The organism is Undibacterium sp. TJN19 (genome assembly GCF_049339485.1).
Classification (GTDB): domain Bacteria; phylum Pseudomonadota; class Gammaproteobacteria; order Burkholderiales; family Burkholderiaceae_D; genus Undibacterium.
This window is the reverse complement of record NZ_JBMPPL010000004.1, coordinates 14,661-27,052: the sequence shown is the minus strand read 5'-3', so window position 1 is coordinate 27,052 and position 12,392 is coordinate 14,661. Positions and strand designations below refer to the sequence as shown.

Below are 12,392 nucleotides of genomic sequence, written 5' to 3'. Positions count from 1 at the left end.
CTTCACAGGGAAAACCGGGCTGTCCGGGTTTTAAAAAAGAAAACCGACAAATATGTCGGTTTTACCTGCCTAGTTGTTTGTTTCTGTCTTTTCTGACTTGCCCGGCGTAGCCTGCAATTCATTCAATTCAGCATCGCTGATGTATTCGAATACCTTCACGACTTTGCGCACCCCGCTGATGCTGCTGGCGACATCGGCAGCCAGGTTGCCTTCACGCTGGGTTACACGCCCCATCAGAAACACCACACCGGCTTCAGTCACCACCTTGAAGGCTGTCGCCTGCAAATCCTTGGTATCGACAAACGTCGCTTTGACCTTGGTCGTGATCAGCGCATCGTTAGAACGTGCAGTGTATTTCGACAAACTGGTGATTTCGATTTCATTGACTACAGAAGTCACTCCCTCTACGGCACGCATTTCACGTTCGGCACCTGCCTTGGCGTTTTCATCCACGACTTCACCGGTCAGCAGCACGCGACGGTTAAATGAATTCACATCGACATGGCCGTTCTTACCGAGCAGGCGAGAGATACGTGATTCGCCTTTGATGACGATGGATTTGTCCTCGGTCTGCGCACCCAAGGTACGCCGGTCGGTCGCTGCAAAAGTGCCGATGACGGCACTGCCTACCATCAGTTCCACACAACCCTGCAAGCTTACGGCAGCCGCACAGCACAGGCTGACTACTGCCACTGGCCTGGCCAGCTTGTTCCAGATTTTTCTACTCATCTGCATCACCTCCGAATAATGCGGCATCAATGCCGTCACACAAACAATGTATGGTTAATAAATGCACTTCTTGTATCCGTGCAGTACGCTCATGCGGCACACAAATATGCACATCCGCTTCGGTCAGGATATTGGTAACTTCACCGCCACCTTTGCCAGTCAGCGCAACGACACGCATGTCACGTTCCAGAGCCGCGTTAATGGCATTCACCACACTGGCTGAATTGCCAGATGTTGATAAGGCCAGCAAAATATCGCCAGACTGACCAAATGCCTGCACCTGCTTGGAAAACACTTCATTAAAACTGTAATCGTTCGCTATTGCCGTCAATATCGAGGTGTCTGTCGTCAACGCCATTGCTGGCAAAGGCAGTCTTTCACGCTCGAAGCGGCCAACCAGTTCGGCGGCGAAATGCTGACAATCGGCAGCAGAACCGCCATTCCCGCAGGCAAGTATCTTGTTACCATTAGACAGCGCTGCGAACATCAGTTCCACAGCTTGAGAAATAGGTTGGGCCAGCTCGGCAGCGGCCCGCATTTTAAGTTCGGCACTTTCTTGGAAGTGCGCCAGTATGCGTTGGTTTGTCATAGTGCGTCAGATTATACGGCAGGCTTATGAGACTGTTGCAAAATTAATCTGATCCCGATGACCCCTGGTCAGTCATGATCTGGCCGATATCAGTCTCTTTTCAAGCTGATACATCAGGCCACAATGATATTTTTCAACCAATTGATGTTGTCGCCGTCTATGGCGATCAGGTCAAATCGACAGGCCGTCTGTACTTTCTGAGACATCAGATACACCTGCGCCGCATGCACCATACGTCTTTGTTTGGCCGGGGTCACGCTGGCAACGGCACCACCAAACTGCATGGAAGTGCGTTTCCTGACTTCGACAAAGACCAGCACTTTGCCATCTTGCATGACGAGGTCAATTTCGCCGCCCTTGCACAGGAAATTCTGCTGCACCAGTTTTAAACCGGCTTTTACCAGATAGGCCAGCGCATCCGCCTCGCCCTGATCACCGCTGCGGCGGCGGCTGGTGCGATGGTCATCAGTGTTGCCCGCCTGTTCTTGCGGGTTGTTGACAGGTCTCATTGGCGTACAATCTCGGCTAATTCATTGTTTTAAATAAGGACAGGCATGAGCACGACAGATAACGCACTGTTCACAAGTGCCAGCATCATGGAAACCGTTACACGGCAAAACTATCCGGCAGGCACATTATATGTAGTCGCCACGCCAATTGGAAATGTGGCAGATATTTCCCTGCGCGCCCTGCATCTGCTATCGTTGGCCGATGCCATTGCCTGCGAGGATACCCGCAATACCGCCCAGTTGCTGTCACGCTATGGCATCAGCAAACCTCTGATTGCTGCCCATCAGCATAATGAGCGCGAGGTCGCTGAAAAAATCCTGTCGCGCTTGCAGGCAGGTGAACGCATTGCCCTGGTATCTGATGCGGGTACACCTGGCGTATCTGACCCAGGGGCCAAAATCGTCGATGCCATCAAACTGGCAGGTCTGCCGGTAACGCCTTTGCCTGGTGCATCAGCTGCTATCAGCGCCTTGTCGGCCAGTGGCCTGATCCATGACCGCTTTTATTTTGTCGGCTTTTTACCGAGTAAATCGGGGCAACGTGAAAGCATATTAAGAGAAGTACAAAACACCGCAGCCAGCCTGATTTTTTATGAAGCACCACACCGTATCATCGAATCGGTACAGGCCATGCGTGAAGTTTTTGGCGATAGCCGCCGTATCGTACTGGCGCGCGAAGTAAGCAAACTGTTTGAAGAAATTCATCGCTGCCCGCTCAGCGAAGCAGCCCACTGGCTTGCTGCCGACGCGCACCGGGAAAAGGGTGAATATGTCATCCTCATCGAAGCTGCGGCAACCATAGAAGACGACGAGCAACTTGAAGCCCGACGGGTGCTCAGCATCTTGCTGGAAGAATGTTCGGTCAAGCAGGCAGCATCGCTGGCGGCAAAGCTGACAGGATTAAAAAAGAACGCCCTGTATCAACTAGCTCTGGAAATGAAGCAGGATGAAGGCGACGCTTAACGCTGCACTACCATGGGCCGACCTACACCCAGATCACCTGCCTGTGAAATGGCTGCATTGGCTTCCGAGCGATTGGCAAAGGGGCCACTGACCAGACGATACAGGCTGCCTTGCTGGACGATATCAAAGCCCGGCAGCTGACTGGTGGCGCGGCCTTTCAGGTGGTTCATGATGGATTCGGCATTTGCCCGTATCGCATAAGCACCAAACTGTATGTAATAGGCAGTACCTGTGGTTGCGGTCGTTGTCGTTGCATTCGCAGGTGGTGGCAGTTTTTCTACCGGTTTGTTTTCCTGCGCTGCCAGTAATTCTTCCATGCTCATGGTGGCAAGGGCTTTTTCTGGTTGACGTGCTGGCGGCAACTCCCTGACAACGGCTTGGGTATTGGTATTGTTCGCGACCATCACTGTAGGTGAGGTAGTCGGCTGGTTCTTGCGGTTTTCAGCCATTTTTTCTATGTCGGCAGGCAACAGGCGTTCGACTTCAATCTGGCTGCTGCCCTTACCCACTACATCAAGTTTCAACGCCGCCGTGTACGACAAATCAATAATGCGGCTGGCATGGAAAGGGCCACGGTCATTGATGCGCACGATAATTTGTTTGCCATTGCTTAAATTGGTCACGCGGGCATAAGAAGGAATAGGCAAGGTCGGATGGGCAGCGGTGATCTTGTACATATCATACAGCTCGCCTGATGAAGTTTTTTGTCCGTGGAATTTCTTGCCATACCAGCTGCCTACACCACGCTGCACAAACGGGGTCGTGCTGTCAGCCAGTGGCGTATAGGTCTTGCCAAACACAACATAAGGTTTATTGCCTGAGCGAGAATAATCTTCAAGCGTAGGTATGGGGTCAACGGTATTTTCCAGGCCGTCTGGCGGGTTATCGCCCGGGCCATCGTCTTTATAGTAGGCACCGCGACCAGTGCTGGACTTGGTTGACGAGGGAGATGTAGGTGTTGCTGTATTCGATGCTTGTCTGGAAGTGCTCGCAGGGCGCTGGCTATCGGCAATGACAGTGTGCTGCTTGGGCGCACTGCCGCAAGCCGCCAGCAAGACAGTAAGCGCTGACAATGATGCAGTTTGCCAGCCCTTCTTTGATAAACAGCTTTTCCACTCAATTTTCATGTCTGCACCAGCTTGCGGTTACGCTGCACACTCATCATGAAACCCAGGCCCATGCCCAGGGTGACCAGCGCAGTCCCGCCATAACTCATGAAGGGCAGAGGTACACCGACTACGGGTACGATACCGCTGACCATGCCCATGTTCACGAAGGCGTAGGTGAAGAATATCATGGTCACGGCACCGGCCATCAAACGGGCAAACATGGTCGGTGCATTCGCGGCGATCATCAGGCAACGTATGATGAGCAGGAAATACAGGGTCACCAGTATCAGGTTACCGACAAAACCGAATTCTTCTGAATAGACGGCAAAGATAAAATCCGTCGTATGTTCAGGAATAAATTCCAGATGCGCCTGCGTACCTTTCAAAAAACCCTTGCCATGCATGCCGCCTGAACCAACCGCAATGGTGGACTGTATGATGTGGAAACCCTTGCCCAGCGGATCACGATTCGGGTCCAGCATGGTCAGTACGCGGTCACGTTGGTAATCATGCATCATCGGCCATACCACGGTAGGGATGATGATTGCCGCAGAAATGATCAGCGAGGCCAGAAACTTCCACGACAGACCCGCCAGAAACACCACGGTAAAACCGGCGGCGACGACCAGCATGGCCGTCCCCAGATCTGGTTGCTTGGCGATCAGTGCCACAGGCACGCCAAGGATGAAGGCAGCAACCACAAAATCACGCCAGCGCAAGGTGCCTTCACGCTTCTGGAAATACCATGCCAGCATGAGCGGTGTAACGATCTTCATCATTTCTGAAGGCTGGATATCATGGCCGATATGCAGCCAGCGGCGCGAGCCTTTTTTGACCAGGCCAAACAGCGCAACGGCAATCAGCAAGGCCAAACCAAAGCTATAAATGGGTATGGCAAAGCGCATCAATGTTTGCGGCGGGATATTGGCCATGATCCACATGATGAAAAATGAGACCAGGATGTTTCTGATGTGGTCTTCTACCCGCCCAGGGAAATCAATACCGGCAGAGTACAGCGTCACGACGCCAATAGACATGATCAGGAAGATCAGTATCGCCAGCGTCGCATCAAATACCAGGATATGCGAGCGGATAAAATGCCAGTTAATGCCACGTTTTTGCATATCAATCCTTATTGCCGCTGGTTTCACCGCCAGGTTTCGGGCCAGGGTCAGGTTCGGCGGGAGCCTTGATTTCGGCGTCAGAACGATACAAGGCCATGTCACTTTGTGACTTGGGGGCGGGTGGCGCATGGTCTTTGTCTTTATCCTGCGGACGCTTTCCGGTCAGGTAATAATCAAGACCCTTGCGCACTATCGGTGCTGCTGCGTCAGAACCAAAACCACCGTTTTCGACAATGATGGCAATCGCTATTTTTGGCTTGTCAGCCGGTGCAAATGCAATATACAGAGAATGATCGACATGGCGCGCAGCGATGCGCTTGGCGTTATAGCTTTCACCCTTTTTGATGCCGACCACCTGGGCTGTACCAGTTTTACCGCCAGAGACATATTCGGCATTGAGGAACACTTTTGCCGACGTACCTTCTTTGGTCACCCCTACCATGGCATTTTTGATGAAATCGATGTTTTCCTGCTTCAGGGGAATACGATAACTTTCCTTGGGCACTGTCAGGGTCTTTTGCCTGGTTTGCGGGTCTTCTGTCATCTTCACCAGATGCGGCTTCATGACAATGCCATTGTTCGCCAGGGTCGCTACCGCATGCGCCATTTGCAAAGGTGTAAAGGTGTTTTGCCCCTGTCCGATACCAAGTGAAATCGTATCACCCAGCACCCAGCGCTTTTGCTCGGGCTTTTTGAACGCTGCCCGCTTCCATGCAGTTGACGGCAACAAGCCAGTACGTTCATGTTCAAGATCGATACCGGTTTTTTGCCCGAAACCAAATGGTGCCATGAAATCATGCATGACATCGACAGTCAGGTCATTTGCCAGCATGTAATAATAGGTATCGCAGGACATCACGATGGAACGGTACATATCGACCATGCCATGCCCGCCCGCTTTATCATCTTTGAAGGTATGGTTACCGAAAGTGAAATATCCCGGGTCGGCGATTGCCTGCGTTGTCGTACGTTTACCCAGTTCCAGCGCAGCCAGTGCCATGAAGGGCTTGTAGGTGGATCCCGGCGGGTAGGCACCTGTCAGTGGCCGGTTGAGCAGAGGCTTTTCTTCCGATGTGTTCAACTCATTCCAGCTTTGCTGGTCTATGCCTTCGACAAACAGATTAGGGTCATAAGTCGGTTTTGAGACAAAGGCCAATACATCACCGGTCGCCGGTTCTATCGCCACCAGTGCGCCACGACGATCACCGAAAGCTTCTTCTATGACTTTTTGCAACTCTATATCTACCGATAAAATCAGGTTTTTACCTGAGGTAGGTGCTGAACGTGAAAGCACCCTGACAGCCCGTCCGCCAGCTGATACTTCGACCTCTTCAAAACCGGTATTGCCGTGCAGGATTTTCTCGTAGCTTTTTTCCAGGCCTTCCTTGCCGATGTAGTCAGTGCCGTTGTAATTGGCGGCATCTTCCATTTCATCAATGATCTCGGCATCTTTGGGGCTGATACGGCCTATGTAGCCTATCACATGCGATGCCACATCTCCCTGAGGATATTGGCGGAACAGGCGTGCCTGGATATCGACACCGGGATAGCGGAAACGCTGGGCAGTAAAGCGCGCTACTTCTTCATCGGTCAGGCGCGTGCGTATGGGTATGCTCTCGAAGCTTTTTGAATCTTCCAGCAATTTTCGAAAGCGCTTGCGATGCTTGGTCTGGATATCGACCAGCATGGCAAGCTCGTCAATCAGCACATCCATGTCTTTATGAATTTTGGATGGGGTGATTTCCAGCGTATAGGCCGAATAATTACGTGCCAGCACAACACCATTGCGATCAGTAATCAAGCCGCGGTTAGGTACAACAGGAACGATATCGATACGGTTTTCATCTGCCAGCAGGGCATAGTCATCATGCTTGATGATCTGCAGCCAGACAAAACGGGAAATCAGCGCAGCAAAACACAGGAACACGAATGCGCCGATAAACAGCAGTCGCAGGCGGAAGTAATGTAGTTCGCGTTCCGTGTTCTTGAGTTCGGTCATAATAGAAAAGGTGGAGCAAACAGCTTAACAAATGCAAGCAGGATGGCGTATCGTCAGATTGGACGCGTATGGTCTTTATCAACTGCGCGTCTTTGCGGTGCCAGCAATAACAGGGTCGCCACGGGCCACAGCAAAGTCGTCACCACGCTGACGGCGAAGTACATCCAGCCAGGGAAATGTGCATCTGGCGCCACCAGCAGGCGCACTGCAATTTGCACGACTTGCGAAAACAGGAACAGCGGGAAAACATGCAATGACTGCGTCAATGGATGAAACCATAATACGCGGCGGTGTATCATGATCGCAAAGTAAGACAACAGGGTGTATGCCAGGGCGTTTTCGCCCAGGTTGACAGAATCATGCACATCCATCAGCAAGCCCATGGCAAACGCTACACCTATACCCACCTTGCGCGGCTGGTGGATAGTCCAGAATACCAGTACCAGGGCGACAAAATCAGGTACACCTATCCAGTTACCCCAGGGCAGGAAATTGAGAAAGAAGGCAATCGCAAAGCTGACAGTAATAAATACCGGATTGACTGGCAGCAAAATGTAATGTGGGCTGTTCATTGTGCCGGCTCCTTACTGACTACTGGTGGACTTTCTTTGGCGGGCGATTCTTTGGCAGGAACGTCTTTCGCCGCTGAATCCTTGCCTGGCAAATCTTTCATGGGCTGGTCGACAGGCTTGATATCTGACGACGGTGCAGCCGCATCACGCGTGACCTTGCGGTTTAATTTTTCTTTTTTGGCGCGCACGTCTTCTGTATCAGGCCGCGACAGATTATCGGTAGAGACCAATAAAACCAGTAATTGCTTGTTGCGGTCTATGCCGGCTGCCGGTACACAGAGTATATTTTCAAAGGTGGTAGTCGCCTTGTTTTCAACTTGCACGACCTTGGCAACGGCCAGACCAGCGGGGTAGACACCATCAATACCGGAGGTCACCAGTTGATCACCGTTTTGTATATCCGCATTGGCGGTCAGGCGCATATCGAGATAGCTAGACTGCCCACGTCCATAAGCCACACTGCGCAGGCCATTGCGCACTATCTGCACTGGGATAGCCTGATTTTTATCAGTCAGCAGAGTCACTTCCGCCGTCAGCGGGAAAACCCGGGTAACCTGACCAACCACGCCCTGGTCATCAATCACCGGCTGGCTCAGGGCCACGCCGTGCTTGATGCCGCGATCAATGATCACTTTGCGGGTCGATGGGTCACGCGCATCATAGATAATTTCAGCCATGACAGATTTGACTGGCATGCGCTCGCGTGCATCCAGCAATTTGCGCAGATGCGTGTTTTCTGCCATTAACTGCCCGGCCTGTTGCAGGCTATCGGCATTTTGTGTCTGCTGGCGCTTGAGCTGGATATTTTCCTTTTCCAGTGCGGTGACAGAAACAAAATAATCCGACACCCGTTTGATGGTGTCACGCGGCATGACAGCCACCATCTGCACCGGATACAAGACAGTACCTAGTACCTGGCGTGCCAGCGTCAGCGATTTAAGACGGGAATCGACAACCAGAAGAAAAATCGCCAGAACGGCAAAGAAAACCACTCTGGCACGGGCAGAAGCGCCTTGCTTGAAGAGTGGTGGTGGGCTGTAATCCATACTTTACCGGTGAGTTTCAATGACCAGCTATTACAAGCAGAAATATGCCTGATTGCGCGTTTCTTCAATTAACAAAAGCTGACAGCCTTGACGCCAGCCATGCATTGTCGGGAAAACAAGGATTTTGTCCGTGCTCTCCCTCAGGGTTTATTCGTAAGAAAAAATCGAACCCAGCTTATCCATGCGTTCCAGCGCCATGCCAGAGCCACGGACCACGCAAGTCAGCGGGTCTTCGGCAACGATGACGGGCAAACCGGTTTCTTCCATCAGCAGTCTGTCCAGGTCACGCAGCAAGGCGCCACCACCGGTCAGCATCATGCCTTTTTCTGCAATATCGGCACCCAGTTCCGGCGGGGTTTGTTCGAGTGCATTTTTGACGGCAGAAACGATGTTGTTGAGGGGATCAGTCAGCGCTTCCAGAATTTCATTACTGGAAATGGTGAAAGAACGTGGGATGCCTTCTGACAGATTGCGTCCCTTGACTTCCATTTCCTTGACTTCAGAACCCGGGAAAGCAGAACCGATGGCTTTCTTGATGGCTTCGGCAGTCTGCTCACCAATCAACATGCCATAGTTGCGACGGATGTAATTGACAATCGCTTCGTCAAACTTGTCACCACCGACACGGACAGACCCTTTGTAGACCATGCCACCCAGGGAAATGATGCCGACTTCAGTAGTACCACCACCAATATCGACGACCATGGAACCAGTCGCTTCAGACACTGGCAAGCCAGCACCAATCGCTGCTGCCATTGGCTCTTCGATCAGGTACACCTGTGATGCTCCGGCACCCAAGGCAGACTCGCGAATCGCACGGCGCTCTACCTGGGTAGAGCCGCAAGGCACGCAAATGATGATACGTGGAGAAGGCTTGAAGAATTTGGTGTCATGCACCATGCGGATGAATTGCTTGAGCATTTGCTCGGTGACGGTAAAATCAGCAATCACACCGTCTTTCATCGGGCGGATGGCTTCAATATTGCCTGGTACCTTGCCCAGCATCTGCTTGGCTTCTTTACCGACTGCCTGAATTGTTTTCTTGCCGTTAGGGCCGCCTTCCTGGCGGATTGCAACGACCGATGGCTCATCAAGAACGATGCCCTGACTGCGGACATAAATCAGCGTGTTTGCTGTACCCAGATCGATCGCCAGATCGTTTGAAAAATAACTACGTAAAAAACCAAACATGAATTGTCCTGTGTTTAACTTATTGTGGGCACATCCCCCGGTTTAAGGGCTGCACAACCGAATTTTGAACCCCGTCCTGTCTAACCGGAAATTTGGACGCTTATCCCGTCACCAGACGAATATCTAGGTGATCTACGCGAGTTAGGGGATTTAGCAAGCCATTTAGGGCATTAACCCGCCATTCTACCTTATAATCTGTATAAATTTATTCGATACCAACACCTAAAAGTAAGCTTTAGTTTGAAATCGAATTTTGTATTTTCTGACAATCTTTTTGCGCATACTTGCGCCCATGAATTATGTCACTGACACTTGAAGATGTGAAAAGAATTGCCAATTTGGCAAAAATAGAAACTTCGGCAGCAGAGGAAATTTCTACGCTGGAGAAGTTGAATGGCATTTTTTCCCTGGTTGAACAATTAAAGGCGGTCGACACCACTGGTGTTGCCCCCTTAAGCCACCCTATCGCCGCCTTGCTGCCAGAACTGGCTTTGCGCCTGCGTGAAGACGTAGTCAGTGAAAGCAATCACCGTGAAGACTATCAAAAGCCAGCGCCTTCCACCCAGGATGGCTTGTATCTCGTACCTCAGGTTATTGAATAAGCAACAAAAACTCTTATGCATACCAAAACAATTTCGCAATTATCCGCCCTGCTGCAAAGCAAGCAGGTATCCGCTACCGAATTAGCCCAGCATTATCTGAACCGCATTGCTGCCAGTGACCTCAATGCCTTCCTGCATGTGGACCCAGCCCTGACCTTGCAACAAGCCGCCACGGCTGATGCGCGTCTGGCCAGTGGCGATGCGGGTGTATTGACAGGTGTACCTATCGCCCACAAAGATATTTTCGTGACGCGCGACTGGCGCTCCACTGCGGGCTCACGCATGCTGGAAAACTATGTCAGCCCCTTTGATGCGGCTGTGGTTGAACTGTTTAACAAGGCTGGCACGGTCACCCTGGGCAAGTTGAATTGCGACGAATTTGCCATGGGCTCATCGAATGAAAATTCGTATTTTGGTCCGGTGAAAAACCCCTGGGATAAAACTGCCGTGCCTGGCGGCTCGTCTGGCGGGTCTGCCGCAGCCATTGCTGCGCGCCTGGCACCAGCTGTCACTGCGACGGACACTGGTGGATCAATTCGCCAGCCTGCATCGTTTTGCGGTGTCACAGGTATCAAACCAACGTATGGCAGCGTATCCCGCTATGGCATGATTGCGTTTGCTTCTTCTCTGGATCAGGGCGGCCCTATCGCCCAGACGGCAGAAGACTGCGGCATCCTGCTCAATGCGATGACAGGTTTCGATGGACGTGACTCAACCTCGCTGGAACGCAAGAAAGAAGATTTCAACCGCGATCTGAATAAATCCCTGCAAGGCTTGCGTATCGGTGTGCCGAAAGAATTTTTCTCAGAAGGTCTGGCAGCCGATGTTGAACAGGCAGTGCGTGCGGCTCTGGCAGAATATGAAAAACTGGGTGCTACCCTGGTAGAAATTTCTTTGCCAAAAACGGAATTATCGATCCCTGTGTATTATGTGATTGCACCGGCAGAGGCATCTTCAAATCTAAGTCGTTTTGATGGCGTGCGTTATGGTCATCGTGCAGCGAATTACAAAGATCTCAATGAGATGTATAAAAAATCTCGCGCCGAAGGTTTTGGTGCTGAAGTTAAACGCCGCATTCTGGTTGGCGCCTATGTGCTGTCACATGGCTACTATGATGCCTATTACTTGCAGGCACAAAGAATTCGCCGCCTGATTGCACAAGACTTCGCTGCTGCATTTGAAAAATGCGATGTCATCATGGGGCCGGTAGCACCCACTGTGGCATGGGATCTGGGTTCAAAAGCAGATGACCCGGTTGCCAATTATCTGGCCGATATTTTCACACTGTCGACCAGCCTGGCTGGCTTGCCAGGCATGTCTATCCCTTGCGGTTTTGGTCAGGGCGAAAAGAATGCGAAACGTCCGGTAGGTTTGCAATTGATAGGCAATTACTTCGATGAGGCGCGACTGTTGAATATCGCGCATCAATTCCAGCAAGCAACTGACTGGCATACCCGCGCACCGCTATGAACTTGAAATTCTTCCTGCTGGGGACCATGTTGGTAATCACGAATGTCTTGTCCGCTCAGACACTGGATACGCGTGTCGCCTGCGCACTGACCCAACTGGAAGATGGTGACGGTGAGCGCCTGATCCTCAATGACCAAGCACGCATACAACTGGATGGTACCAACATCATTAACTTCCAGTGGGAGTCCTCGGTATTTCGCAGCAACCGCGGGCATGAATGCAGCGTGGATATGGATGATGGCCTGGAAGCCGAGCTGACCGAAAAGGGCTGGCGTATCAAGCTGAAAGATGCCATCGAAGCCAGGACAAAACGCGGCTATGATTTTGACCGCGGCCTGCAATGCAGCATACGCCTGGAACGCGAAGGTGATGCCTTGCATATCAAGCCCAGCTGCCCGACCATGTGCGGTTCACGCCGGAATTTTTCAGCACTGACGGTGGATGTCAAAACCGGCAGTTGCCAGTATGATCAATAACATTGACTGATGT

General features: G+C 51.6%; 13 protein-coding genes. 4 read left to right on the top strand and 9 right to left on the bottom strand.

Features of this window, described 5'->3' with window-relative positions; all coding sequences use genetic code 11:
* Window positions 1-69: 69 nt before the first annotated feature.
* From ACO0LH_RS13550 to ACO0LH_RS13540, 3 genes are all read right to left on the bottom strand, one after another.
* A complete protein-coding gene (locus ACO0LH_RS13550) occupies window positions 70-729 on the bottom strand; it encodes a BON domain-containing protein (protein ID WP_422941630.1) in 660 nt (219 codons plus the stop codon).
* Complete coding sequence (locus ACO0LH_RS13545; protein ID WP_422941629.1) at window positions 722-1,318, bottom strand: phosphoheptose isomerase; 597 nt, start codon at window positions 1,316-1,318, stop codon at window positions 722-724. The genes ACO0LH_RS13550 and ACO0LH_RS13545 overlap by 8 nt, the downstream gene beginning before the upstream one ends.
* 113 nt (window positions 1,319-1,431) lie before the next feature.
* Window positions 1,432-1,827: a YraN family protein gene (locus ACO0LH_RS13540; protein WP_422941628.1), complete on the bottom strand. Its 396-nt coding sequence runs from the start codon at window positions 1,825-1,827 to the stop codon at window positions 1,432-1,434.
* Between the two features lie 45 nt (window positions 1,828-1,872).
* Here ACO0LH_RS13540 and rsmI point away from each other — a divergent pair, with 45 nt between their 5' ends.
* Window positions 1,873-2,790 carry a 16S rRNA (cytidine(1402)-2'-O)-methyltransferase gene (rsmI, locus tag ACO0LH_RS13535; protein WP_422941627.1) on the top strand — a complete coding sequence of 306 codons (918 nt, stop codon included), beginning with the start codon at window positions 1,873-1,875 and terminating at the stop codon, window positions 2,788-2,790.
* On the opposite strand, the gene ACO0LH_RS13530 is transcribed toward rsmI, so the two are convergent.
* The 6 genes from ACO0LH_RS13530 to ACO0LH_RS13505 form a co-directional block, all read right to left on the bottom strand.
* Complete coding sequence (locus ACO0LH_RS13530) at window positions 2,787-3,863, bottom strand: septal ring lytic transglycosylase RlpA family protein (RefSeq protein ID WP_422941626.1); 1,077 nt, start codon at window positions 3,861-3,863, stop codon at window positions 2,787-2,789. The two genes, rsmI and ACO0LH_RS13530, sit on opposite strands and share 4 nt — an antisense overlap.
* A gap of 50 nt (window positions 3,864-3,913) precedes the next feature.
* Entirely contained in the window at window positions 3,914-5,023 is a 1,110-nt protein-coding gene (gene rodA, locus ACO0LH_RS13525) for a rod shape-determining protein RodA (protein ID WP_422941625.1), read from the bottom strand.
* Between the two features lies 1 nt (window position 5,024).
* Entirely contained in the window at window positions 5,025-7,022 is a 1,998-nt protein-coding gene (mrdA, locus tag ACO0LH_RS13520; RefSeq protein ID WP_422941624.1) for a penicillin-binding protein 2, read from the bottom strand.
* A 53-nt stretch (window positions 7,023-7,075) separates the two neighbouring features.
* Window positions 7,076-7,594 carry a rod shape-determining protein MreD gene (gene mreD, locus ACO0LH_RS13515; protein ID WP_422941623.1) on the bottom strand — a complete coding sequence of 173 codons (519 nt, stop codon included), beginning with the start codon at window positions 7,592-7,594 and terminating at the stop codon, window positions 7,076-7,078.
* Complete coding sequence (mreC, locus tag ACO0LH_RS13510) at window positions 7,591-8,640, bottom strand: rod shape-determining protein MreC (protein WP_422941622.1); 1,050 nt, start codon at window positions 8,638-8,640, stop codon at window positions 7,591-7,593. The genes mreD and mreC overlap by 4 nt, the downstream gene beginning before the upstream one ends.
* 147 nt (window positions 8,641-8,787) lie before the next feature.
* A complete protein-coding gene (locus ACO0LH_RS13505; RefSeq protein WP_110256286.1) occupies window positions 8,788-9,831 on the bottom strand; it encodes a rod shape-determining protein in 1,044 nt (347 codons plus the stop codon).
* A 299-nt stretch (window positions 9,832-10,130) separates the two neighbouring features.
* Here ACO0LH_RS13505 and gatC point away from each other — a divergent pair, with 299 nt between their 5' ends.
* From gatC to ACO0LH_RS13490, 3 genes are read left to right on the top strand one after another with little or no spacing between them, the layout of a single operon-like run.
* Window positions 10,131-10,433: an Asp-tRNA(Asn)/Glu-tRNA(Gln) amidotransferase subunit GatC gene (gatC, locus tag ACO0LH_RS13500; RefSeq protein ID WP_422941621.1), complete on the top strand. Its 303-nt coding sequence runs from the start codon at window positions 10,131-10,133 to the stop codon at window positions 10,431-10,433.
* Between the two features lie 15 nt (window positions 10,434-10,448).
* Complete coding sequence (gatA, locus tag ACO0LH_RS13495; RefSeq protein ID WP_422941620.1) at window positions 10,449-11,903, top strand: Asp-tRNA(Asn)/Glu-tRNA(Gln) amidotransferase subunit GatA; 1,455 nt, start codon at window positions 10,449-10,451, stop codon at window positions 11,901-11,903.
* Entirely contained in the window at window positions 11,900-12,379 is a 480-nt protein-coding gene (locus ACO0LH_RS13490) for a hypothetical protein (RefSeq protein WP_422941619.1), read from the top strand. The genes gatA and ACO0LH_RS13490 overlap by 4 nt, the downstream gene beginning before the upstream one ends.
* Window positions 12,380-12,392: the final 13 nt, after the last annotated feature.